Consider the following 24,312-nt stretch of genomic DNA (forward strand, 5'->3'; position numbering starts at 1 on the left):
ATGGTCGCGCGGATCGCGCGGACCGAGGACGACAGCGTGGCGCTCGGGCTCCGCGTCGTGCTCGCGGCAGTGATGTTCCCGCACGGGGCGCAGCACCTGCTCGGCTGGTTCGGCGGCTTCGGTTACGCCGGCACCCACGGCTGGATGGTGTCGATCGGGATCCCCGGCCCGCTCGCGACCCTCGCGATCGTGACGGAGCTCCTCGCGCCGCTCGCGCTGCTCGCCGGCGCCTTCGGGCGGCTCGCGGCGGCCGGGCTCGGCGCGCTCCTGCTGGTCGCGGCGACGACCCACCTCCAGAACGGGTTCTTCATGAACTGGCTCGGGAACCAGGCGGGGGAGGGGTGGGAGTACCACGCGCTCGCCATCGCCATCGCGGCGGCGATCGTGGTGCGCGGGAGCGGCGCGTGGTCGGTCGATCGGCGGCTCGGCTGACCGGCGCACGCCCGCGGGGCGGTCCCTCCTGCTGACCGCCCCGCGGGCCCCTCGCGGGCGGGCCACGCCTGCGGCCGCTCCCCGCGGTGCCAGGCCGCCGCGCCCCGCCGCTCCCCGCGGTGCCAGGCCGCCGCGCCCCGCCGCGCTAGGCCGCTCCCCGCGGTGCCAGGCCGCCCCGCCGCGCCGCAAAGCGTGGCGCGCGGGACGCAGCGCGGGGTGCGCTCATCCAACGGAGCATGGCAGGACCGGAGCCAGCGAAGCCGTTCAGGGGCGCCATCCGGACGTCGGTGTCGACATCGACGGATGGGCTTGTCGCAGGACACGTCTTCTCCCTCTTCATCACGGTGCAGAACCCGTTCGAGGCGCCGCTCTCGCTGCGCCGGGTGAGCACGACGTTCCCCGCCGAGCTCATCGACGTCGACCGGCGATGGACCGAGCAGCAGGTCCGGCAGCTCGAGGACCGGCTCGCCCGGATCGACGGCGCCTCGCGGGCGCTCGCGCCGGGCGGCGCCTCCCCCGGCCGCCGCCTGCGCCGCCTCGTCCGGCGGCTGCTCGGGCGGCGCCTCCCGGGCGGCGGCGCGGCGCCGGGAGCGCCGTCGATCGCGCGGGACCTGCGCGGCGCGGGCGGCGAGGCGGCCTCCGCGGCGATCGAGCTGCCCTCCGGTCCGGCGGCGGGCGCGCGGCGCGCGGCCTGCGCGTCGCAGAGCGCGGCGGCCGAGGGGAGCTCCGGCGACGACGCCAGCGCCTTCCGCAGAGCCATCGCGTCGCTGCGCGCCCCGGATCCTCCCGCGGTGCTCCAGGCCGGGAACTCGACGGCGCGCAGCTTCTCCGTGCGATCGCGGCGCACGCTGTGGTTCCGCACGGCCTCGTACCGGCTGCTCATCGAGGTCGAGTACGAGATCGACGGCGCGACCAACCTCGACACCATCGAGCACGTCCTCAAGGTGAGCGCGTCGCTGGCGAGCGTGATCTGCGGCGCCCTCGCCGGCGGCGTCGCGGGCTGGTTCGCCGCGCGCGGCGGCGTCGCGCGGCTCGACGCGGAGGCGGTCCTCAGCCTGGCCGTGTCGCTCGTGCTGGTCGCGATGGCGGCCGTCCTGCTCGCGCGGAAGCGGGACGCGCAGCCCATCCTCGCGATCGAGGACTTCTGGGGCGGCGTCGCGGTCGGGTTCCTGATCGCCTACTCGGGGCCGAGCCTCTTCGCGGGCCTCTTCGGCCTGCCCGAGCGAGCGCCGGCCGCCTCGAGCGCCCTCATCCACGCCGCGGCGCTGTCAGGCTCGCGCGAGCTCGCGAGGAGGACAGCGCCGGCTTTACATCGGGGCGGGCGCCGTTATGCAGAGCGGGAGAGGAGGGGGTCGTGTCCACTCTGCGTGCCAGGGCGACCGCCGAGCTCCAGCGCCGGATCGACGTGCTCCCGCGCGACGTCGAGCGGTTCGAGGCGGACGCCGCGGCGAACGCGCGCGGCTTCGGGATCCACGCGAGCCAGGTGCTGGCGCTGAAGATCCTCATGGACGAGCTGGTCCAGCGCCAGCGAGGGATCCTCGACCGGCTCGGGGAGGACCTGTCCGACGCGGATTTCGCGGACGGCTTCGGCAGGCTCCTCATCGAGATCGCGGGCGCCCACGGGGTGTGGAACATCTTCTCCCAGACGCTCGCGCAGCGCGCGCAGCCGGCGCTCGCCCCCCCGCTCGACGCGGCCGATCTCCTGGCCGCCGACTGCTACCAGGCGTGCATGAACAGGGCGCGCAACTGGGGGCTCATCCAGAAGGACGACATGCGCGAGCCGCCGCTGGTCTGCCTCGAGGCGCACTACGGGCCGGTCGCCGTGAGCCGCCAGAACCCGCTCCGCGTCCTCCGCAGCTCGCTCCGGAGCTACCGCGATCTCCGGCTGCCGATCCCGATCGTGCTCCTGCCCGCCGATCATACCGAGTGCGCCTGGCTCCTGCCCATGCTCTGCCACGAGGTCGGCCACAACGTCGATCAGGACCTCGCGCTCTCGAGCGAGCTGACCAAGGCGCTGCTCCTCGGCACGGACGGCGTGATCCCGTCCGATCGACAGCAGATCTGGTTCGGCTGGACCCGGGAGATCCTCGCCGACGCGATCGGCGTCCTCCTCGGCAACGCCGGCTTCGCGCTGGCGCTCGCGTCCTTCCTCCTCGTGGTCGCGCCCGGGAACCAGCAAGCGGAGCTCGACAGGCTCGATCCCCACCCGCCCCCGATGGTCCGCCTGCCGCTGCTCGGCGCGCTGCTGCGGCGGCTCGGGGTCGCGCCGCTCGCCGACGCGGCCGACCGCATCGAGCAGGACTGGCGGGCGCTGTGCGCGCCCGCGTGGGTCGCGCCGTTCCTCGACGACCTCGGCGCGATCGCCGGGACGTTCCTGGAAGCCAGGCTGGACGCGCTCGGCGGCCATGCGCTCCTGGAGCTGCACCCGGACGTCGCCGCCGACGTGCGGCGGGCGGGGCCGCTCGCGCGCTTCCTCGAGAGCGGTGAGCTCCGCCCGGCGCCGGATCGGCCCTCGTACTTCCCGTACCGCCTCGTGCCGGTCGCGGCGCAGCTCGCGGTCGCCTCGGCGCCGCCGTCGGTCGATCTCGGCGCCGTCCAGCGGCGATCGATGGAGTTCTTCGCGGCGATCCCGCGGCCGCCGCTGCTCGCGGGCGCGGCGCCCCTGTCTCCCCAGCGCGCCTCGTCGCTCGCCCGGATCGCGCGGTCGGTCGACCTCGCCGGAGCGGGCGGATGAGCACGGAGCCGAGCGCGCAGCGCCCGAGAGATCCCGAGATCCTCGTCCGCGTCGTCCCGTTCTGCGCGTCCGGGAGGACGGCCGCGCGCGCTACGGGAGCCCGCGTGTGCCGCTACCACGCGTGGGTCTACACGAAGCTCGCGCTCTCCTCGCTGGCGCTCGGAGACCGGGGCGCGGCCGGGTCGACCGGCGCGCCACCGCCGGAGATCGGGGGACTGCCGCTCCTCGGACACGAGGAGCTCTCCATCACCTGGCTCGGCTACGCCGAGTACCTGAGCATCTTCTACGGGGGCGAGGGCGCCCTCCTCGATCTGCGGCACCGCATCGGCAGATCGATGTCCCGCGGCCTCCGGGCGATCTTGCGGCTCCGGCCGCGCGTGCCCCAGCGGCTGCGCATCTGGTGGTCGGCCGAGACGCCCGAGCTCGAGGACCTCCCCTGGGAAATCCTCTTCCTCGGCGCGCGCCGCCCGCCTTGCCTCTCGCTCGTGCGCGGCAGCCCGGGCCGGGTCGTGCCGCCCCTCGCGTTACCGCAAGAGCAGCCGCTGCGCGTCGCCGTGGTCGACCCGACCGGCGGCGCGCCCGCCGCGCTCGTCGAGGCGCTGAACGACGTCGGCCCCGGCGTGGAGGTCGTCTGGATCGAGGAGGACGATCCGCGCCGGGCCCTCTCCGCCGCGATCGGCGCCGGCGTCGAGGTGCTCCACGTGGTGGCCGACGGCGTGGTGCCGCTCGGCCTGGAGGGACTCCTCGAGTTCTCGGAGGACGAGGGGGACACCCTCTCGGCCCTCGAGGTCGCCGCCATGCTGCGGGGATCGAGCGTCACGATCCTCTCGCTCACCCCGCCGGAGATCCCCCGCGTCGGCCACGGCGGCATGCCCACGGTGTACCACGCCTTCGCGCGCTTCGGCCACGACAGCGGCGGCGGTCCCTCGATCGTGGCCCAGCTCGGCCCCATGCACCCCCGCGTGGTCCGCGAGTTCTGGAGCGCGTTCTACCCGCGGCTCGCGGCGGCGCTCGACGTGGAGGACGCGATGATGAGCGCGTCGCAGCGCCCCCTCGTGACGCCCGTCGTGCTGTTCCTCCGGCACCGCCTGAGCCGGCAGTTCGCCAGGGAAGGCGAGGAGACGCGGCGCTCTCCCTCGTGGCCGACGCTCGGCACGGGGCAGACCCCGGCGGACGGCGTGCCGCTCACGCCAGCGCAGGTGACCGCCGATCTCTCGTGCTCCCGCAGCCTGCTCGACGCGGCGAGGGCGCTGGAGGCCCGCTACGCGTCGCTCGGGCGCGAGTTCCCGGGCAAGGGCCTCATCGAGCGGGAGACCCGGCGGCAGGCCGACCTCGACGAGGCGATCGACAGGTCCCTGCCCGAGGACGCGGAGCCATGAGGAGCCCCGAGTTCGTGGTCGACATCGAGCCTGGCGCTGTCTCGCGCCTGCGGCTGTGCGTCCACGCCTCCAACCTCGCCCCGATCGAGGACGAGCTCGAGCGGCCCTTCCCGAGCCTCCCGCCCGCGGAGATCGACGAGCTGCGGAGCGGCTACGGGTCGGAGCAGATGACCGAGGCCCTGGCCGAGCAGGTCACCGCCTGGCTCCTCCAGAACGACCTCCGCGGCCACCTGGGCACGGCGGTGAACGCGGCGACCCAGCCCTTCCGGATCGTCTTCCGGCCGCACCCGGCGGTGCTCCCGTTCCTGCAAGACGTCCCGTTCGAGCTGCTCAAGCTCGGCGCCGACCCCCTGGCGCTGCACCCCTGGGTGCGAGGCATCGTCCACTCGCAGAAGCGCTACCGCCCGGCCGCGACGCCGTCGAGGCTGCGCTGGGGGTGGCCGTTCCGCGTGCTGCTCGTCCGCACGAACCCGAAGGACCTCGGCGGGAGCGTGCCGCCCGTGCTGCCGATCCGCGATCGCGTCCTCTCGATCGCGCGCGCGTGCGGGCTCGCCGACGTGGTGGAGGTCTCGGTGCTGAGCAGCGAGGCGGGCGCGGGCGGGCCGGTCACCTACGACGCCGTCCGCGCCGAGCTGCGCAACGCGAGCTACAACCTCCTCGTCTACCTCGGCCACGGCGATCTCCAGGAGGTCGGCTTCGAGGGGTTCCCGCCGATCGGCGTCCTCCTGTTCGAGCTCGACGGCAGCGCCTTCGCCAACCCGATCCGCGCCGACCAGCTCCGGAGCGAGCTCCTGAACCGGCCCGTGCCGGTCGTGGTGCTCGCGGGCTGCCTGACGGCCGCGGGCGAGGTGCAGCGCGAGCGGATGCCGCAGTGGATGCGCGGCAGCCAGAGCGTGGCGCACGCGCTGATCCACGGGGAGTCCGGCGTCCAGTGCGCGATCGGGATGCGCCACCGGCTGGAGACGGCGGACGCCGAGCGCTTCCTGCAGGCGTTCGTCCTCAGCCTGCTCAAGCAGAGCCCGGGCGACGTCGAGCGCGCCGTGCGGGCGGGGCGCGAGGAGATGTTCGCGCAGAAGCCGTATCCGCCCAGCTGGTCGGCGCCCGTCATCTTCCGCGCGGCGAGCACGGAGCCGCTGTTCGACTTCCTGTGCACCGCGCCGACGACGTACGATCCGCTCGACGAGCACGACCAGGAGCTGCGGGAGAAGGTCTGGAAGGCGCGGAGCGAGCTGCCCGCCACGCTGCCCCCGGAGACCCGTCATTTCTCGAGCATCCTGCTCGACACGGTGGAGTCGACGTTCCTCGATCGCCGGAGGCAGCGGGGCGCCTCGCTCGTGTGGCCCGATCGGGTCGAGGCGCGGCCCGGCCAGCCCGTGCAGGTGGCCGTACACCACCTGGGCTCGCTCTCCGTGTCGCGCCTGGAAGGCCGCCTGTCGTTCGCCGAGGCGATCCGGGTGCAGGCGGCCCGGCCGGGGCCGGCGCTCAAGGACGCTGGGCTGCGCGCGTTCTTCGCGCTCGATCAGCCGGGCGAGGTGCGGTTCGTCGCGTCCGGCGCCCGCGGAGAGCCGGTGACGCTCGGCGCTGGCCCCCTGTTCGAGGTCGATCTGGCTCTGCCCGGCATGTTCCCCGCGGTCTACGAGCTACGGGTTGACGCGCTCGCGTCCGAACCGAAATTGTTTTTGTGCGGCTGGAATAATGCGATCGTGGTGCCGCTGCCGTGAGGCCGCGCAGAGGTCGATATGGAAGCGATCGGGCCGGAGGAGCCGCGGCCCGCGGTGCTGGAGGCTCACCCGGAGCTGCTGGCGTTGCTCGACCGGTCGGAGACCTTCCGCCGCGTCGAGGAGCGGTATCGCATCGAGATCAGCGGTCGAGCGCTCTACCTCGTGCGGGGAGACACGCTCGGCTCGCGCGAGGATCTGCTCGTCGACGCGCTCGTCCGCGGCTCCGTGCCCGAGGGCGCCGACCCGCTCAGCCGCGCGCTCTTCCTTGAGTTGCCCGGGCACCTCCAGGAGGTGATCCGCGGCGTCACGCGGTCTGACCAGGAACAACCATCCAACCGCCCGGGCGCACCGGGCAAAGGAGAAATCGCCATGGCCATCACGGATCCGGTCATCGAGCGCAAGGTCGAGGAGCTGAAGACGAAGCTCCGGACGTTCGAGCTCGATGGAAAGCTGATGTATGTCGCCGAGGGCGACCTCTTGCTCGAAGAGGAGCAGCTCGCCGACTATGTGACTCACGCGGCGAACGTCGAGCCGCCGAACCTCCCTGCCGGCCCCGGCGGAGAGGGGCTGGTCGGCATCCTGCAGAACGGCAAGCTGCTGCGCTGGCCGCCAGGCTTCGTGATCAGCTACTGCGTGCTCAGGGCGACCTTCCGGAGCGAGCGCGAGTACGCGACGGTGCGCACCAACATGATGGCGGCCACGCGCGACTGGGAGGAGACCTGCGGCGTTTCGTTCCGCCACATGGCCGAGCTCGACGGGAGCAGGACCCGCCCCCAGGAGGTCGTGTTCCCGGTGCAGCTCGTGAACGCCAGCGGGCAGTTCATCGCGGCGGCCTTCTTCCCGAATGATCCGATCGAGAGGCGGCACTTGCTGATCGATCCCTCCTATTTCTCGCCCGGGTTCGACCCCGTCGGCGTGCTCCGGCACGAGCTGGGTCACGTCATCGGCTTCCGCCACGAGCACATCCGGAGCGGCGCTGCGCCCAGGTGCCCCGCGGAGGACACGTCGCAGACCATCGACCTCACGGCCTACGATCCCAGGTCGGTGATGCACTATTTCTGCGGCGGCGTGGGGAGCCGCGATCTCAAGATCACCGAGCTCGACGTGCAGGGCTCGCAGCGGGTGTACGGCATGCCGCTCTCCAGCTTCCGCCTGGTGGCCTGAGGCCCGTGGCGCACGCCGGCGCGCGGCGCGCGACGCCGGCGCCGCCCCTCGGCAGTGCCTCTCAGTGGAGGTGAGGGCGTGTGCGCGGCGACACGCCGCCTCGCGCCGGCGTGAGCGTCAGTCTGGATCTCCCAAGCACGCACGGTGCACGGTAGAAAACCGGTAGAAGACCCGCTCTTGCCCCGCGGGGCGGACCTGTTATCGTGCGCCCCCACCTCGACCAGGAGAACCCATGAACGACGCTCCCCTCTACAAAGATGCCAGCCAACCCGTGGGCAAGCGGGTGGAAGACCTCCTGAGTCGGATGACCCTGGACGAGAAGGTCGGGCAGCTCATGCAGCTGGACGCCCAGGGAGATCTCGAGGACGCGATCGGGCGCATGAAGGTCGGCAGCCTCCTGCACTGCAACGGGAAGGACGCGGACGCGGCGATCCGGCGCGCGCTCGGCACCCGCCTCGGGATTCCGGTCCTGATGGCCGACGACGGGATCCACGGCCATTCCTTCTGGGCGGGCGCCACGATCTTCCCGACGCAGCTGGGCATGGCGTGCAGCTGGGAGCCAGGGCTCCTGGAGAAGGTGGCGCGGGTCACCGCCGCCGAGATGCGGGCCACCGGGCTCAAGTGGACGTTCTCGCCCGTCCTGTGCCTCACGCGCGATCTCCGCTGGGGGAGGGTGGGGGAGACGTTCGGCGAGGACCCCTATCTCATCGGCGAGCTCGCCTGCGCGATGGTGAAGGGCTATCAGGGCAAGGGCCTCGACGACCCGGACGCGGTGCTGGCGACGGCGAAGCACTACGCGGGGTACTCGGAGACGCTGGGCGGGCGCGACGCGTCGGAGGCGAACATCTCCCGGCGCTACCTGCGCTCGTATTTCTTGCCGCCCTTCGAGAGGGCCGCGCAGAGCGGCTGCATGGCGTTCATGACAGGATACCAGTCGATGGACGGGATTCCGGCCACCGCCAATCGCTGGCTCCTGACGGAGGTCCTCAAGGAGGAGTGGGGCTTCCAGGGGATCGTCGTGACCGACTGGAACAACGTCGGTAACCTCGTGCTCGATCAGAAGGTCTGCAAGGACATGGCCGAGGCGGCCTCGCTCGCGATCCGCAGCGGCAACGATCTCATGATGCAGACACCGCAGTTCTACGAGGGCGCCCAGGAGGCGGTGCGCCGCGGGCTCCTCGCCGAGGCCGAGATCGACGCGGTGGTTCGGCGCGTCCTTGCGCTCAAGTTCTCCCTGGGGCTCTTCGAGGACCCCGGGTACAGCAGCGAGCAGCGGATCAAGGAGGTCATCGGGTGCGCGGCCCACCGGGACCTCAACCTGGAGGTCGCGCGGGCGTCGCTGGTGCTGCTGAAGAACGACGGCCTGTTGCCGCTCGCCGACGGGGCGAGCGCCGCCGGGCCGGCGCCGCTGCGGCGGATCGCGGTGATCGGCCCCAACGCGGACGACCCGATCGCGCAGCTGGGCGACTGGTCGCTCGGGTCCGGCCAGATGAGCGGCGGCAACGGTCCTCAGCACCCGCGCTCGAGCATCGTCACGATCGTGGACGGGATACGGGAGCTCGCGCCGCCGGGGTGCGAGGTGGTGTACGCCGCGGGCTGCTCGGTGGTGAGCGAGGACGAGTCGGGCATCGCCGCGGCGGCCCTGCTGGCCCGGGGCGCCGACGCGGTGGTCCTCGTCGTGGGGGATCGGATCGAGTTCATCGGCGAGACGAGGAGCACGGCGACCCTCGAGCTGATGGGCGGGCAGCGGGCGCTGGCCGACGAGATCGCCCGCACCGGCGTGCCCACGGCCGTGGTCCTCGTCAACAGCAAGCCGCTGGTGCTGCCGCGATCGGTGCTCGGCGCGGCCGCCATCGTCGAGGCGTTCAACCCGGGGATGATGGGCGGGCGGGCGGTCGCCGAGGCGATCTTCGGGCGGATCAACCCCTCGGGGAAGCTGACGATCTCGTTCCCGTACCACGTGGGCCAGCAGCCGGTGTTCTACAACCAGGCCCGCGGCCAGCACGGGGCGCGTTACGCCGATCTCACGCAGGAGCCGGCGTTCGCCTTCGGCTTTGGCCTGAGCTACACGCGCTTTGCCTATGCCGATCTGAAGGTCCTGACACCCAGCGTGGGCAGGGAGGGCGCGGCCTCCTTCGAGGTGACGGTCACCAACGCCGGAGGGCGCGACGGCGTGGAGATCGTCCAGCTGTACATCGAGGATCTGGTGACGTCGTCCACGTGGGCGCTGAAGGAGCTCAAGGCGTTCCGCCGCCTGAGCCTCGCGGCCGGCGAGGCGCGCACGGTGCGCTTCGACGTCCCCGCCTCGGAGCTCTCCATCCTCGACGCCGAGGGGCGCCGCGTGGTGGAGCCGGGAGAGTTCCGCGTCCACATCGGCGCCTCGTCCCGGCCGCAGGACCTGTTGAGCGCCGCTTTCGCGGTGGCCTAGCCCTACTTTCGCAACGCGCGTTCCTGAGGTTTAGGAAGGCGCTTGCTTTCCAGATGCTGCGCTCTGTCGGCGTCTAGATGAAGAAAGACCTGGAAGCCAACGGTCGAGCTCGAAGATGCGCGCAGCGCGGCGCTGTTCTGCATTCAGTTCGGGCGCGAGCGGGATCGTGGGGCGCCGTCCCTGGGCGCCCGTTGCGGTCCGGACCAGCGTGGCGCGGATGTCGCCGAGGCTGTCCATCATGGCGCGGGCGGAGGCGTCTGTGCCAAGGGCGATGCGTGCCAGGCTGACGAGCATCAGCCCGAGCACCGTGGCGAAGGTGTGGAGCCGCAGCGAGCCGTCGGCCCACTGATGTGAGGGACCCCAGGGCACAACGCCTCCCTTCTTCGAGCGACGGAAGAGCTCTTCGACGTTCCACTGGCCGCGAAAGGCATGGACGATGCGTTCGGTGCTCCAGGTGTGGTGGTCGGTGCAGAGCACACGCTTGCCCAGACGCGTTGCCTCGAGCTCTCGCCGGCGAGCGGCGTCGACCCGCCAGCTCAGCGTCGGGGTCTGCTCTTGGCCGTCGATCTCGACCAAGACGAAGCTGGCCAAGTGCTCGCGCGCGAGCGCCTTGCGTACGCGCTGCTCGAGGGACGCGCGTCGAATGCGGCCGGCCTCCACCAGCGCCTCAAGCCTGCCCAGCTCCTCCTTGGCCTTGGTCAGCCGCGCCTCGATGCCGCGCTTCTGCCCCTCGAGCAGCGTGATGCTCTCGATAACGACGAGCGTGCGGTCAAGGTCGCCGACCTGGGTCCGGACGCGGGCAGCGCGTACGTCCTCGTACTGTCCGGTCAGGTGCCGCATCGCGCCTTTCTGCGCAGCTTGCTGCAGCGCCCATTCGGCCGCGCTGTGTCCCAGAGGCAACGAGATGAGGCTGTAGTAGCCGGTGACTTCCAGATGAAGCTCCAGCTGAGGGCTCCAGAAACCACCGTCGCGTACGAGTGTCCGATGACCTGGGCTGGTTCGTTGCTCCCCGGCGTCGAGCGCGCTGTGCAGCTCGCTCAGCCCTTGCAGGCACTCCTCGAGCACGGCTTGATCCGAGCTGTTGCCGCCGAAGGCCCGGTACAAGAGCGGCACGTGCCCGGTCTCGCTCACGAGCAGGCCGAGTCCCACCACCCGCAGGTCGCTTCGTTTGCTCTTGGCGTGTCCGCGACGCGCCAGCTCGCCGGGGGTCGTTGTGGCGATGTGCGTGTCGAAGTTGGTCGTGTCGAACGCCAGCACGTCGGCTGACAGAGCAAACCGACCGATCGCCGCCCGAGCGATCGCCACCTGGGCGGCCTCCAGCTCCTGATCGGTGACCTGCTGCGCGATGCGGTGGAACGCCTGCCCCGTGAATGCTGACCCGGGCAGGCACGAGACCCGCGGCAATGCGCCGTCGAGGAAATCCCCCAGGTCACACTTCGGGCCCGGCGCGCAAGCGCGCTGAAGCGCGACGGCGACAGCCATCTCGCCCACGGACGGCCCGTTCTTCGAGCCGTAGTCACCGCACGCCTCGTTGATCAGCCTCACCAAGTCGAGCTGCTCGGCAACCCAAACGAGCGCGCCGACGTCCCCCACCGCCCTCGTTCCGACCGTCCGAGTTCGCCCGAGGTCGACCGTCGGCGGCGGGTCCGCCGGCCCGAGGACAACCTGCCTCGCGACCGAGCGCCCCGCTACCGCGTCCCACACCGACTGCGCCGCGATCCGGTAGCGGCGACCGTCCACCTCCCGCTCGAAGATGTGCATTTTTCGTTCATGTAGCGACGACAGGTCGCCGCATCCAGGGGACGTGCACGATTTTCGGTGCGCGCCGTGCGTCTACACATCCAACCCCTGTCGGCTTCGCGAAAGTAGGGCTAGCGCAGCGGCGCGGGCGCGACCGACGAGGGCTGCGGCGGTGAGCTCACCTCCGGGAGAGCGACAGGCGAGCTCGCCGCGGGATCACCCGTCGGTCGCGCACGTGACGGGGACCGGGGCGCGATCGACGAACGTCTCGCTTTCGATGGTCCACTTCTGCATGAAATAATGCTTGTTCGCCCCGTACCGGTCGAACTCGTATTCAGCGGCCGCCCCGGCGTAGCGGAGGGGGATCCCCGCGCGCAGGCTGGCCATCGCCGATCTCAGATCCCGCCATGAGGCCACGTCGTTTTCGGGCTTGTTGAGGTCGGTGATGATCGTCTGCAGCGCACGTCCGGACAAAGGGAGCGGCTTGCCCGTCGCCTGGGCGTACACGATGCCCATCGCGATGAGGACGACGCCGTCGTAATAGAAGTGCGCCGCGGGGAACGGCGCTTCGCCGTTCCAGCGGCTGGAGAAGCGCTCGATGAAGGCCGAGGCGTTATCGGTCGTACAGTTGACCGTCTCCTGGGCTTCATCCACGAGCTGGCACTCGCTCCGCAGGCTGAGTGAAGGCGAGACCCCGAAGTACCCGTCGAGGGAGCCAGCGGGGATGTTGGCGAGGAGCGCCTCGGCGCGCAGCGCGGGGCCGAGGAGCCAGGTGCCCGGCCGTCCGGAGACGGCCCACTCGGTCACGATGGTCGAGGCGGTGGCGGGATAGGCGGCCAGGAGCGTCCGGCCGGCTTTCGGCTCGAAGGCGGACTCGATCTTGCTCGTGTACGTCAGCTCGCCCGACTTGAACGTCACCGAGGGGAGGACCCTGCCCCTGAGCGCCACGAAATGGCTCGCGAACTCGCTGCTGACGCTGCCGTTGTAGTCGTCCCGCGCCGCGAGGGTGTTCGCTGTATCGATGCCCTCGTGAACGGCATGTTTCGCCAGCGCGCAGCCGACGGCGAACGGGGAGGGGGCGAGCCGCATCCAGCCCCCCATCGCCTCGCTGCGCGCCGCGGCGGGGGCGGCATAGCCCGGCAACATCTGGAACCGATCGAGCGCCTTCACGTCCGGCGAGATCGCACGGGCGAGATCGTTCTCCTCGGGCCCGATCAGGTATCGGACCTCATCGAGGTAAAGCAGGGCGAGCAGCTGATCCAACCCACGGTCCACGCTCGAGTGACTGTCTCGGCTCACGATGTCGAACGGTTTGCTGTCAAGCCCACCTGCGGCGTTCACGTCCTCGATCGCGAGCAACATCGCCTGCTCGAGGTTGCGGCCGATCGCCGACTCGCTCCCCGAGAACGGGAGGATGGCCCCGATGACGACCGCATTCTCGGGGTGAACGGGCGCTGTCGGCGAGCAGGATACCAAGGGTAGGGACGCGAGTCCCACGAGCAATCCAATCTCCCTACAGTGCATAGGACATCTACGATAAACGAACCACACTTCGGTCCAATCCGCAAGAAAACATGACGTGAGCAGCGATACCAGGTGCGGTATTTTGCGGCACCGGTGCAATGCAAGGCACAGTTCACTCGCTGCCGAGGGCCGTTGCGACCAGTTGGCGCGTTGCGGCGCCGCGCTCCTCGTTGCCGTCGTCGCCACCGTCGCAGCGCCCGCGCCCGCGCGGGACATCGCCCGGGTCACCTGGTCCCTGGTCACCTTGCGCAGCGCTGGCGCCGGAGCGCACGGGCCCGGGGGCTCCCGACGGCTCGATGGCCGCGCTGGCAGTCGCGGCGAGCGTCGGCGCCGCGATGGCCGAGGCGGCGCTGCCGAGTCCGGCGCCGCGCTCGGAGTGGGCCTGTGGCGCGGCTTCGGGCGCGCGCGCCGCCATCCGGCGTCGAGACGCGGTACAAGAGCTCCGAGCCGCTCGACAAGAGGAGCCACGGGGGCGCCGCGCGCCCCGCGCGGCTGCTCGACCCCACGGACCCCCATGCTGAACCTCCTTCTCGGTCTCTCCCCGCTCCGCCCCGCCGTCCGCCTCGAGGTCCTCCGGCGACGCGACTTCACCGGGCCGCGCCTGCGCGAGCTCCACGCCCTCTCGGCCGCGCTCATGGCCGAGGATTTCGAGCACTTCCGCGTCCACGCCGAGACCAACGATGTCGTCCACGTCTTCCGCCGCGCCGACACGGACGAGATCGTCGGCTTCCAGTTCTGGAAGACCGCGCCCCTGGCCCTGCCGCGCAGCCTGGCCATCGTGGGCGGGAAGCTGAGGATCGCACCCGCGTTCCGGACGCGCGGGCTGCACCTCGTCTCTGGCCTCGTGTTCCTGCTCGACACGAAGCGCCGCGCCCCGCGGACCCGCCTGTACCGCCTCTCCATCGCCAGCCTCTTCGGCTTCGTTTCCATCACCGAGGCGCTCGCGCATTACCAGATCTTCGATCCGGGGCGTCGCGGCGGGGAGGAGGACGAGGCCGTGCGCGCGGCGTTCCTCGCGCTCGCAAGGGAGAGCGACTTCCATGTGGACGAAGAGACCGGCCTCTTCTTCGTCAACATCTTCATGACCGAGGAGACGCAGAGCCGCTATCCGCCGCGCTACTTCGACCGCCCGGCCGCGCGGCGCTACGCCGCGGTGAACCCCGGCTTCCGCACGAACGGATGCTACGCCGGCTTCTGGTTCCGCTTCACGCGCGATAACGTCCTCGCCACGACGCGCGCGATCGCGACCAAGCTCTTTCGCCCGGCCGCCCCTCGTTGAGCTGCCGCCTGGCTATCGATAGCTTGTGAGGGGGAGCGCCCTGGCGGTTCGAGCGCGGGGGGCTTCCCTACTGGGTCTCGAAGACGCGATAGAGGTACGTCGTGTTCAGCGCCTGGAGGAACGCGTAGGTCTCTGGATCTGCGGAGCCAGCGTGTCCACCCTTCTCACCCTCGTAGAAGTAGAAGGGGATGTTCATCTCCTTCAGGCGCGCGGCCATCTTGCGCGCGTGCGCGGGGTGGACGCGATCGTCGGTGGTGGTCGTCGTGAACAGGATCGGCGGGTACTCCACGCCGGCCTTGATGTTGTGGTACGGCGAGTAGGCCCGGATGATCTCGGCCATCTCGGGATCCTCGGGGTCGCCGTACTCGCCCATCCAGCTCGCCCCTGCGCCGATCTCGTGGTAACGCAGCATGTCGAGCAGGGGGACCTGGCAGGAGACGGCGCCGAAGAGATCGGGCCGCTGCATGGTGACGGCACCGACCAGGAGGCCGCCGTTGCTCCCGCCCTGGATCGCCAGGTGAGCGGGGGAGGTGATGCCCTTCGCGATCAGGTCCTCGGCGATGGCGATGAAGTCGTCGTACGACCGCTGCTTGTTCTCCAGGATCGCAGCCTGATGCCACGCGGGCCCGAACTCGCCGCCGCCGCGGATGTTGGCGAGCACGTAGACGCCGCCCTTCTCGAGCCAGTGCTTGCCGGTGAGCCCCAGGTAAAACGGCGGCAGCGTGTACTCGAACCCGCCGTAGCCGTAGAGGAGGGTCGGGCTCTTGCCGTCCGCCGCCGTCCCCGCGCGCTTGACGACGAAATAAGGCACCTTGGTGCCGTCCTTGCTCGTCGCGGTGTCCTGCGAGACCTCGAACGGCGACGCGTCGAACAGCGCGGGTGAAGCGCTGATCTCCGTCACCTCGTACGTGTCGCCCTCGGGCCGCACCTGGTAGACCGTCGTGGGCTGAAGGAAGCTCCTGAACGTGACATACGCGTCATCCATGCGCGGATCCGCGGTGACGTCGGCGTCCCCGAGCGGCGGGATGGGGACCGCCTTCGAGGTCCACCCGCTGTCCGTGGAGGTGAAGGAGAGGACCTCGGCGGCGACGTCGTGGAGCTGCGTCACGAGGATGCCTTCCCTCGACTTCGTGAGCCCGACGAAGGCGCTCCGCTCGTCGGGCGCGTACACGAGCTCCGCGGTCGACGCCGCGTCGCCTGGCGAGACGGCGGCGAGCGAGCCGGACTTCAGCGTCGCGCCGGAGACGCTCCAGTCCGAGGCGAGCCGGACCAGCAGCTTGCCCTGGAAGAGATCCCAGATCGTGGCGTCCTGGGGCACCTCGATCTTCACCGGCACATCGTCGCTCCCGAGCACGTAGTTGTCCGCGTGATAGAAGTCGACGTAGCTCGTGATGATCCTGAGGCTCGATCCGTCGACGTCATGAACGGTCGCGCCGGCGGAGAGGACCGTGTCCTTCTCGGCCTCGAAGACGAGCTTCGCCTCGGAGAGCGGGGTGCCGCGGCGCCAGATCTTCACCTGCCGCGGGTAGCCCGAGGTCGTGAGCGAATCCTCGTCCGTGCCATACGCGAGGAGCAGGGTGTCCTCGTCGCTCCACGCGATATAGGACTTCGCCTCGGGGAGGACGAAGCCGTCGGCGACGAACGAGCGCGTCGCCTTGTCGAACTCGCGGATGACGATGGCGTCCTTGCCCCCCCGCGAGAGCGAGATGAGGCACAGGTCGGTATCGTTGTAGTAGCAGTCCGACCCCGCGTAGACCCAGTCCTCGTCCTCCTCGGTCGCGAGCTGGTCGACGTCGAGCAGCACGTGCCAGGCGGGCGCCTCGGCCAGGCAGGCCTCCGCCGGCGTCCGGCGCCAGACGCCGCGCGGGTTGGTCGCGTCCTGCTTGAACTGGTAGACGAAGCCGTCCGGCTCCGGGATGCACCGGAGCGGCGGCTCCTTCGTCCTCTCGCGGTAGTGATCGTCGTAGAGCGACGTGAACGGCTCGCCCTCGGTCAGGGCATCGCGCGTCGCCTGGTTGGTCTCCTGCACCCACTCGAGCGACTCCGGGGAGGTCGCGTCCTCCAGCCACGTATACGGGTCTTCCCCGCCCGCGCCCGTGGAGGCCCCCGAGCCCCCGTCGCCGCCGTCGCCGCCGTCGCCGCCGTCGCCGCCGTTCCCGCCGCCCCCGTCGCCGCCGCCGCTTCCGCCTCCGCCCCCTGTGCCCGTCGCGCTCGATGTCGGCTCACCGCCGGAGTCGCAGCCGAGCACTCCGCCGCTCGCGAACGCTGATACGATGATCCAGGCGGCGATACCCGCCCTCGATGTCCGTGTGTACATAGATGAATGATCTCCCTGTCGAGAAGGTAAATATCCTGCCATACGCGAACGTGACATAGCGGCGAGAGCAACTTCCTGACGGCATATGAGGTGAGGAGAACGACGGATCCCGCCTGCTCACGTGCCTGACCCGGACGACGTGGTGAATCGATGAGTTCTGTGATCGGCGCTGCGAAAGGGCGGGAGCGACATCGCCGGAGAACACCCATATCCCCGCCACCCTGTCAGTCTCCGCGGTGCGAATGAACACCTGAGGAGGGGAACTCTCGGATCCTCGCCCCTCGGGGGCACGCGCGGTACCCGGGGCCAGCACCGGCAGGACCGTCTCCTGGATGGGCTTCCGCCGAGAAAATCCCCGGGGCCTCCTCGGAACCGCCACATCTCGCGCGCGGCCCGGCCACGGCGCCTTACCATGGTCCAGCCCATGACCGACCTCTCTTCCGCCGGCGTCGCGCGCCGCCCCGGGGCCGCCGGGCGCCTGCGCCGGCTCGGCGCCGTCGCGCTGTCGCTGCTGATCGCCGCGGCGGTCTGGCTCCCTTGCCTGCACGTGTTCTTCCGGCATGACGCCGCCGAGCACCGCCCTTCCGGGGAGCTCTCGCCGCGCGGCCGGGCGCTGCTCGCGCACCAGCTCTCTCTGTGGGAGGACACGGCCGCGAAGGACGCGACGCTCGCGCGGATGCGGGCCACGAACGCCGAGTGGGACTTCATGGGTCGGACCTTTCTCGTCCTCGGCCTCGCCAGCGCCGCGCTGCGGGAGCCAGGGGCCGAGGCGCGCCACCTCGCCGTGATGGATCGGGTCGTCGAAGAGACCCTCGCGCTCGAGCGCGAGCGCGGGATGCTGCACTTCATGATGCCCTACGCCAGGGGGAGGCCGTTCGTGCAGCAGCCCGCGCGCAGCCTCTTCGTGGACGGCGAGATCGCGCTCATGCTGGGCGCCCGAGCGCTGGTCGCGCGCCGCCCCGCGTACGAAGCCGAGCTCGACGCGCGCGTCGCCGAGATGCAGGCCCGCATGGAGCGGAGCCCCGTGCTGTCGGCCGAGAGCTACCCCGACGAGTGCTGGACCTTCTGCAACACGTTCGCCCTCGCCGCCATGCGCATGGCCGACGCGCTGCACGGCGAGCGCCGCGGGCTGGACCTCGGCCGCCGCTGGCTCGCGGCCGCGCGCGCCAGGCTGGTGGACCCGAAGACCGGGCTGCTCGTGTCGAGCTACACGCACGACGGCAGGGTCCTCGACGGTCCCGAGGGGTCGTCCCTGTGGCTGGTCGCGCACGCGCTGCTCCTGATCGACCCCGGTTTCGCGCGCGATCAGTACGCGCGGGCGCGCCGCGAGCTCGGCGCGGATTTCCTCGGCTTCGGCTGGGCGCGCGAGTGGCCGCGCTCCTGGTCCGGCCCGGAGGACGTGGACTCGGGCCCGATCGTGCCCCTCGTGGGCGCGAGCGCCGGATCGAGCGGCCTCGCGATCCTCGGCGCGGCGGCCTTCGGCGACGCGCCGTACCTCGGGGCGCTGCTCACCTCGGTCGACTTCGCCGCGTTTCCGATCCGCGAGGGCGACCGGCTGCGCTACGCCGCGAGCAACCAGGTTGGCGACGCGGCGCTGCTCTACGCGCTGAGCTTCGGCCCGCTCTGGGAGCGGATCTCCGCCGCGGGAGGTGCCCCGTGACCCGCGCGCTCGCCCTCGGCGCCGCGCTGCTTGCCGCCGCCTTCGTCGCCTGCCACCTGCTCGGCCTGCGCGAGCACGTCTCCGTGCTGAGCGGCACGGCGCCGCCCGGCAGCGCGGGCGACGCCACGCTCGGCGTCGCCTACGCGCTCGCGTGGTTCGGCGGCGTGATCGTCGCGCCGATCCTCGCGCTCGCGGCGGGCGTGCTCGCGCTCCTCGACCGGCTCGGTGTGGCCGGCGCATGGGCTGCCTCGCCGGCAGCACCGCTCCAGCAGGTTGCTGCGGACGCAACAGGCGAACTGCCGCCCGGCGCGCCGGCTCGGCGCGACGCCGCGCTTCCATCCGCCTGGCGCGCACGGCCGCCAGGTGAATGACGGGGCGGCGTCGCGCCCGGCGGGCGCGCGCCGTTGCACGAGAATGGCGTGTGAGCGCCGGCTGGAACGAAACGTGCTGCGCGCGGCTCGCCGTCCGATTCCGCTCATCGGCGCGGGGAGCAGCCATGTCCGCTCTCCTCACCGGACTTGCCGCGCGCGGCCGCCGCAAGGAGCGCTGTCTGGCGCGATCGGCCGAGCCTTTGCCGCGCCTCGGCGCAAGTAACCCAGACCTCGTGTCTGCTGATGGAAGGGAGCCGCTCTTGGACCTCGAACTCACCGGAAAACGCGCCATCGTCACGGGCGGCAGCCGCGGCATCGGCAAGGCCATCGCGCGGGAGCTGGCGCGCGAGGGCGCCGACGTCGTGATCGCCGCGCGCGGCAAGGACAAGCTGGAGGCGACCGCGGCCGAGCTCTCGGCGGAGACCGGCCGCCGCGTCGTCCCGCTGGTGGTCGACACAGGCAACGAGACGTCGGTCAACGCGCTCGTCGAGCGCGCCGTCGCCGCGCTGGGCGGCGTGGACATCCTGGTCAACAACGCCGCCCTGCCGGGCGGGATCTCGCCGGCCACCCGCCTCGATCAGATCCTCGACGAGCAGGTGATCGAGGACATCAATATCAAGGTGGTGGGGTATCTGCGGACCGCGCGCGCCGTCGCGCCGCACCTCGTGGCGAACGGCTGGGGCCGCATCATCAACATCGGCGGGCTGGCGGTGCGCAAGACGGGCCGCCCGGTCGCCACGCTGCGCAACGTCGGTGTGGCGGCGATCACGAAGAACCTCGCGGATGAGCTGGGTCCGAAGGGGATCAACGTGACCGTCGTGCACCCCGGCGCGACGCGCACCGAGCGCACCCGGTCGGAGTCCGAGAAGGACCTGGCCGCCTCGGTGAGCATCGGCCGCATCGTGGACGCCCGCGAGGTGGCGTATGTGGTCGCGTTCCTCGCCTCGCCGAGGAGCGTCGCCATCAACGGCGACGCCGTCGTCGCCGGCGGTGGCAGCGTCGGGCCGATCTACTACTGATCCGTATCTCGTACAGAACCCAACGGAAGAGCATGACCATCTCGACTACCCGCCTCGGCCGTACCGGCCTCACCGTTTCCCGCCTGTGCCTCGGCACGATGACGTTCGGCTTCCAGACGGACGAGGAGACCTCGCGCGTCATCCTCGACAAGGCCGCGGCCGCCGGCGTCAACTTCCTCGACACGGCGGACGTGTACCCGCTCGGCGGCGGCCTGCCGACCGCCGGCCGCACCGAGGAGATCGTCGGCCGCTGGCTCAAGGGCAAGCGCGACCGGTTCATCGTGGCCACGAAGTGCGTCGGCCGCGTCGGCCCGAACGAGTGGGATCAGGGCGCCTCGCGCAAGCACATCCTGGACGCCATCGACGCCTCGCTGCGCCGGCTCGGCACCGACTACGTGGATCTCTACCAGCTGCACTCGGACGACCGCGACACGCCGATCGACGAGACGCTGGAGGCGCTCGACGTCGTGGTGCGCTCCGGCAAGGCGCGGTACATCGGCGTCTCCAACTACCTCGCGTATCGCCTGGCGCGCGCGCTCGGCCGCGCCGAGGTGCGGGGGCTGACGCGCTTCGTCTCCGTGCAGCCGCGCTACGCGCTGCTGTTCCGCGAGATCGAGCGCGAGCTGCTCCCGCTGGCGCAGGAGGAGGGCCTCGGGGTCATCCCGTACAACCCGCTCGCGGGCGGCTTCCTGACGGGCAAGCACCGCCGCGGCGACCCCACGCCGGGCACGCGCTTCACGCTCGGCACGGCGGCGTCCAACTACCAGCAGCGCTACTGGAACGAGCGCGCTTTCGCGACGGTGGAGAAGCTGCAGGGCCTCGTCGCCGAAGCGGGCCAGTCCCTCACGACGGTGGCCGTCGCGTGGGTGCTCGCCAACCCGGCGATCACGTCGGCGATCATCGGCGCCAGCCGGCCGGATCAGCTGGACGCCACGCTCGCCGCGGGCGAGCTCGCGCTCGATCCCGAGCTCAAGGCCCGGCTCGACGAGGCGACCGCCGAGTACCGCCGCGGCGACGCGCCGCGCTGAGCGGGCGAGGCGCCCTCAGCCCCCGAGCGGCGTCTCGAGCGCCTGCCTCCGCGACAGCGTCCGGAGCTTGCTCAGCGCGTTCTCCTCGATCTGCCGGATGCGCTCGCGGCTCACCGAGAACATGCCCCCGATCTCGGCGAGCGTGTGCGTCTGCCCGCCGTCGAGCCCGAACCGGAGGCGGAGCACCTCGCGCTCGCGCGGCGTCAGCGACTCGAGCAGCGAGCGGACCTGCGTGTGCATCCGGCGGTGGACCAGGAGCTCGTCCGGCGCCGCCTCCTCGCTCGCGAAGAAATCGCCCTGGCGAGCGCCCTCGTCGTCGCCGACCGGCGCGTCGAGGTACACGGGCGGGAGCGCCATCTCCCGCAAGGTCTGGAGCTTCTCCAGCGAGAGCCCGCTCCGCTCCGCGACCTCCTCCGGCGCCGCCTCGCGCGCGTTCTCCTGCTCCAGCTCCTTGCGGGCCTGCAGCGCGCGGCGCCGCGTCTCGGCGAGGTGGACCGGCACCTTGATGACCTGGCCCTGGTACAGCAGCGCGCGCGCCAGCGCCTGCTTGATCCACCACGTGGCGTACGTGCTGAACCGGTAACCACGCCGGTAGTCGAACTTCTCCGCCGCGCGCATCAGCCCGAGGTTGCCCTCCTGGATGAGGTCGAGCAGCGGCACGCCCCGGTGCTTCAGCTGCCGGGCGGCCGACGCCACGAGCCGCAGGTTCGCCCGGACGATCTCGGCCCGCGCCTCCGCCGTCTCGCGGCGGGCGCCACGCATCGCCGCCAGCGCCCCCTCGATCGCCCGCCGCTCCGGCCCGGCGGCCTCGGCCCGCGCCTGACCCAGCGCCCGCTCGATCCGCTGCTCGACCACGGGCCCCAGACGCGCGTCCGTGAGCCCGGCCGAGAGGTCGGTCCGGGCGCGCAGCGCGCTGGCCCCGGTCTGCCCGGCGGCCAGCATCGACCGCGCGAGCCCGAGCAGCCGCGCCAGGCGGACGGACGCCGCGTCGCGCGCCGCCTCGTCCGCGTCCGCGTTCAGCAGCAGGTCGCCGATGGCGACCCGCCCCGCCTGCAGGTCGTCCGCGATCGCCGCGAGCTCCCGCAGCGCCACGGGCGACGCCGCCCAGGCCTCGATCGCCGCGCGCTCCGCTGCCTCGATCCGCCGGCCGAGCTCCACCTCGAGATCGCGGCTCAACGGCGGGTTGCGCGAGATCTCCTGGAGATAGATGTCGGTCACGTCCTCGTTCGGCCCCGCCGAGGGCGCGGCCCGCCCGCCAGCAGACGTTTCCTGCCGCGGCAGCGCGACATGGCTGAGGTCGATGTCGAACCGCTCCTCGGCGCGCGCGTCCCCCACATCGATGAATGTTCTTTCGGTCTCGCCCGCCAGGAGCGAGCTCATGGGCTTCTCCTTCATTTCGCTTGCTCCACCATGGTGCCGAGTCGCGGGTGATCCGCTCGTGCTCGCGGGAGCACGAGGCGCGGGGACAGCCCCCAGCATGGACCACGAGCCACGTCGGCCACGCCACGGCAGAGCAAAGGGGCTCCGCCGGTCCCTGCACCTTAATCACTCGCGGCGCTCAGGAAAGGGGCGCAGTCGAGCGCGCTCGCGCCGGCGGTCGGCTTCAGCGGCGCGCCAGCCGCGCCAGCCGCGTCAGCCGCGCGCGCGGCCGTCAGCAGCCGCGCGCTCGGATCGGCCGCCAGCGGTCCCCGCGGAGCTGCCGTCAGAGCAGCACCGCCAGGGGGAGCACGGCGGGGCGACGCGAGGCTTCGCGGTGGAACACCCGCCGCACGCCGCGGCTGAGCGCGTCCTCCAGCGCGGGGGCCAGCGTGCGCGCCGCCGGCGACAGCGCCGCGAGCGCGTCGCGCGCGCTCGAGAGCGCGGCCGCGAACAGCGGGCCGCCCTCCTCGAAGTGCGCCACGCCGCGCCCGAGGAGCTCGGGGCCGCGCAGGATCTCGCCCGTCTTGCGATCGGCCACCACGAGCGCCATCACGAGGCCCTGATCCGAGATCTGCTCGCGCTCGCGCAGCACCATCTCGGAGACGTCGAGCCCGCCGCGCGCGTCGAGCCACACCCGCCCGCTCTTCACCGGATCGCCGAGGCGCATCTGGCCGTTCTCGATGACCAGCGAGTCGCCGTCCTCGACCACGAACACCCCCGACGCCGGCACGCCCATCCGGAGCGCCGTGCGCGCGTGGGCGAGCAGCATCCGGTACTCGCCGTGGATCGGGACGAAGTGCTCCGGCCGCACCGCGTCGAGGAGGATCTTCTGCTCCTCGGCCTGCGCGTGGCCGCTCGCGTGGATCGGGTCGAGGCCGCGGTCGAGCACCACGGCGCCGCGCTTCGCCAGGCGGTTCGCGAGCTGGCTCACGGCGATCTCGTTGCCCGGGATCGCGCGCGACGAGAAGATCACCGTGTCGCCCGGGTCGACCCGGAGCCGGTGGTGGTCGCCCACCGCCATGCGCGCGAGCGCGCTGTTCGGCTCGCCCTGCGCGCCCGAGGCGAGCACGATGAGGCGCCCGGGCGGGAGCGACGCCGCCGTGGCGTCGTCGACGATCACGCCGGGCGGGATGGTCAGGATGCCGATCTCCTCGGCGATCCGCGTGTTGGTGGCCAGGCTGCGCCCGGCGAGCACGACCTTGCGGCCGAGCTGGGCGGCGATGTTGAGGACGCTCTGGACCCGGTGGACGTTGGAGGCGAAGAGCGCGACGAGGATGCGCCCCTTCGCCTCGCGGAAGGGCCGGAGGAACCCCTCGGCCACCGCGGTCTCGCTGACCGACCAGCCGTCGCGCTCGGAGTTGGTCGAGTCCGACAGGAGCGCCGCCACGCCGGCGCGGCCGTACTCGGCGAAGCGGCCGAGGTCGAGCCGCTCGCCGCCCACGGGGGTGAGGTCGACCTTGTAGTCGCCGGTGTGGATGAGGATGCCCTCGCCCGTCTCGATCGCGAAGCCGACCGCGTCGGGGATGGAGTGGGTCACGCGGAGCGGCTCGGCGCGGAACGGGCCCGCCTGGAAGTGCTGCTGCGGCTCGACCTCGCGCAGCGGCACGTCGATGCGGTGCTCGGCGAGGCGCTCGCGCACGAGCCGGAGGGTGAAGCGCGTGCCGTACACGGGGACGGGGAACTCGCGCAGGAGCGACGGCAGCCCGCCGATGTGGTCCTCGTGGCCGTGCGTCACCAGCACGGCGTCGATCCCGCCCGCCTCGCGCACGTAGCTGAGGTCGGGGATCGCGACCTCGACGCCGAGCACCTGGTCGTTGGGGAACATGACGCCGCAGTCTACGAGCACGCGGCGGCCTTCCTCCTCGACGAGCAACGCGTTCATGCCGACCTCGCCGAGGCCGCCGAGAGGAATGATCCGGACTCCCATGCGCGCGCAGCCTAGCATCGCTGATCGCGCGGACAGGGGCGGCGTCGCGCCCCTCGGCTGGCTGGCTCACGCCGGGTGGCTGCCGGGCTCGCGCGGGGCAGCGCGCCCGCTCGCGCGCGCGTGCTCCGATCCGGTCTGCAGATTGCCTCTGCCGGGGAGCGGGAGGTACT

16 protein-coding genes are annotated in these 24,312 nt (G+C 71.8%); 11 read left to right on the forward strand and 5 right to left on the reverse strand.

The annotated features are described in order from the left end of the window. The 6 genes from WME85_RS15705 (at position 1) to WME85_RS15730 (ending at position 9,858) form a co-directional block, all read left to right on the forward strand. On the forward strand, positions 1–432 hold the full coding sequence (locus WME85_RS15705; protein WP_437842307.1) for a DoxX family protein: 432 nt from the start codon (positions 1–3) through the stop codon (positions 430–432). Positions 433–1,786: 1,354 nt separating this feature from the next. Next, complete coding sequence (locus tag WME85_RS15710; RefSeq protein ID WP_437839080.1) at positions 1,787–3,166, forward strand: hypothetical protein; 1,380 nt, start codon at positions 1,787–1,789, stop codon at positions 3,164–3,166. Beyond that, entirely contained in the window at positions 3,163–4,545 is a 1,383-nt protein-coding gene (locus WME85_RS15715; RefSeq protein ID WP_437839082.1) for a hypothetical protein, read from the forward strand. The genes WME85_RS15710 and WME85_RS15715 overlap by 4 nt, the downstream gene beginning before the upstream one ends. Then, positions 4,542–6,266 (forward strand): CHAT domain-containing protein, encoded by a 1,725-nt coding sequence (locus WME85_RS15720; RefSeq protein ID WP_437839084.1) that lies wholly within the window; start codon positions 4,542–4,544, stop codon positions 6,264–6,266. Before WME85_RS15715 ends, WME85_RS15720 begins: the two co-directional genes overlap by 4 nt. A gap of 18 nt (positions 6,267–6,284) precedes the next feature. Next, positions 6,285–7,430 carry a hypothetical protein gene (locus tag WME85_RS15725; RefSeq protein WP_437839086.1) on the forward strand — a complete coding sequence of 382 codons (1,146 nt, stop codon included), beginning with the start codon at positions 6,285–6,287 and terminating at the stop codon, positions 7,428–7,430. Positions 7,431–7,662: 232 nt separating this feature from the next. Next, entirely contained in the window at positions 7,663–9,858 is a 2,196-nt protein-coding gene (locus tag WME85_RS15730) for a glycoside hydrolase family 3 N-terminal domain-containing protein (RefSeq protein WP_437839088.1), read from the forward strand. A gap of 30 nt (positions 9,859–9,888) precedes the next feature. Here the strand turns inward: WME85_RS15730 and WME85_RS15735 are convergent, their stop codons facing one another. Both WME85_RS15735 and WME85_RS15740 read right to left on the reverse strand, forming a co-directional pair. Further along, positions 9,889–11,619, reverse strand: a complete 1,731-nt coding sequence (locus WME85_RS15735) for an IS1634 family transposase (RefSeq protein WP_437839090.1) — start codon at positions 11,617–11,619, stop codon at positions 9,889–9,891. Between the two features lie 195 nt (positions 11,620–11,814). Beyond that, positions 11,815–13,095, reverse strand: coding sequence for an ABC transporter substrate-binding protein (locus WME85_RS15740; RefSeq protein ID WP_437839092.1), 1,281 nt, complete (start codon positions 13,093–13,095; stop codon positions 11,815–11,817). Between the two features lie 541 nt (positions 13,096–13,636). Between WME85_RS15740 and WME85_RS15745 the strand changes: the two genes are divergently transcribed. Further along, on the forward strand, positions 13,637–14,401 hold the full coding sequence (locus WME85_RS15745) for a hypothetical protein (RefSeq protein WP_437839094.1): 765 nt from the start codon (positions 13,637–13,639) through the stop codon (positions 14,399–14,401). Between the two features lie 67 nt (positions 14,402–14,468). Here the strand turns inward: WME85_RS15745 and WME85_RS15750 are convergent, their stop codons facing one another. Next, complete coding sequence (locus tag WME85_RS15750; protein WP_437839096.1) at positions 14,469–16,718, reverse strand: prolyl oligopeptidase family serine peptidase; 2,250 nt, start codon at positions 16,716–16,718, stop codon at positions 14,469–14,471. A 424-nt stretch (positions 16,719–17,142) separates the two neighbouring features. Here WME85_RS15750 and WME85_RS15755 point away from each other — a divergent pair, with 424 nt between their 5' ends. From WME85_RS15755 to WME85_RS15770, 4 genes are all read left to right on the forward strand, one after another. Beyond that, on the forward strand, positions 17,143–18,378 hold the full coding sequence (locus WME85_RS15755; protein ID WP_437839098.1) for a hypothetical protein: 1,236 nt from the start codon (positions 17,143–17,145) through the stop codon (positions 18,376–18,378). Continuing rightward, positions 18,375–18,749: a hypothetical protein gene (locus WME85_RS15760; protein ID WP_437839100.1), complete on the forward strand. Its 375-nt coding sequence runs from the start codon at positions 18,375–18,377 to the stop codon at positions 18,747–18,749. Before WME85_RS15755 ends, WME85_RS15760 begins: the two co-directional genes overlap by 4 nt. Before the next feature lie 260 nt (positions 18,750–19,009). After that, entirely contained in the window at positions 19,010–19,768 is a 759-nt protein-coding gene (locus WME85_RS15765) for an SDR family NAD(P)-dependent oxidoreductase (RefSeq protein ID WP_437309916.1), read from the forward strand. Between the two features lie 32 nt (positions 19,769–19,800). Then, on the forward strand, positions 19,801–20,796 hold the full coding sequence (locus WME85_RS15770) for an aldo/keto reductase (protein ID WP_437839102.1): 996 nt from the start codon (positions 19,801–19,803) through the stop codon (positions 20,794–20,796). 15 nt (positions 20,797–20,811) lie between these two features. Here the strand turns inward: WME85_RS15770 and WME85_RS15775 are convergent, their stop codons facing one another. Beyond that, positions 20,812–22,176 (reverse strand): sigma-70 family RNA polymerase sigma factor, encoded by a 1,365-nt coding sequence (locus WME85_RS15775; protein ID WP_437839104.1) that lies wholly within the window; start codon positions 22,174–22,176, stop codon positions 20,812–20,814. Positions 22,177–22,498: 322 nt separating this feature from the next. Next, complete coding sequence (locus WME85_RS15780) at positions 22,499–24,142, reverse strand: ribonuclease J (RefSeq protein ID WP_437839106.1); 1,644 nt, start codon at positions 24,140–24,142, stop codon at positions 22,499–22,501. Positions 24,143–24,312 lie beyond the last annotated feature (170 nt).

Source organism: Sorangium sp. So ce1153 (assembly GCF_051521595.1).
Lineage (GTDB): Bacteria > Myxococcota_A > Polyangia > Polyangiales > Polyangiaceae > Sorangium.

Bases quoted from the DNA above. Each gene is read 5' to 3' on its own strand.
- WME85_RS15705 (WP_437842307.1), top strand. From the start codon at position 1: ATGGTCGCGCGGATCGCGCGGACCGAGGACGACAGCGTGGCGCTCGGG.
- WME85_RS15715 (WP_437839082.1), top strand. From the start codon at position 3,163: ATGAGCACGGAGCCGAGCGCGCAGCGCCCGAGAGATCCCGAGATCCTC.
- WME85_RS15720 (WP_437839084.1), top strand. From the start codon at position 4,542: ATGAGGAGCCCCGAGTTCGTGGTCGACATCGAGCCTGGCGCTGTCTCG.
- WME85_RS15725 (WP_437839086.1), top strand. From the start codon at position 6,285: ATGGAAGCGATCGGGCCGGAGGAGCCGCGGCCCGCGGTGCTGGAGGCT.
- WME85_RS15730 (WP_437839088.1), top strand. From the start codon at position 7,663: ATGAACGACGCTCCCCTCTACAAAGATGCCAGCCAACCCGTGGGCAAG.
- WME85_RS15735 (WP_437839090.1), bottom strand. From the start codon at position 11,619: ATGCACATCTTCGAGCGGGAGGTGGACGGTCGCCGCTACCGGATCGCG.
- WME85_RS15745 (WP_437839094.1), top strand. From the start codon at position 13,637: ATGCTGAACCTCCTTCTCGGTCTCTCCCCGCTCCGCCCCGCCGTCCGC.
- WME85_RS15750 (WP_437839096.1), bottom strand. From the start codon at position 16,718: ATGTACACACGGACATCGAGGGCGGGTATCGCCGCCTGGATCATCGTA.
- WME85_RS15755 (WP_437839098.1), top strand. From the start codon at position 17,143: ATGACCGACCTCTCTTCCGCCGGCGTCGCGCGCCGCCCCGGGGCCGCC.
- WME85_RS15770 (WP_437839102.1), top strand. From the start codon at position 19,801: ATGACCATCTCGACTACCCGCCTCGGCCGTACCGGCCTCACCGTTTCC.
- WME85_RS15775 (WP_437839104.1), bottom strand. From the start codon at position 22,176: ATGAGCTCGCTCCTGGCGGGCGAGACCGAAAGAACATTCATCGATGTG.
- WME85_RS15780 (WP_437839106.1), bottom strand. From the start codon at position 24,142: ATGGGAGTCCGGATCATTCCTCTCGGCGGCCTCGGCGAGGTCGGCATG.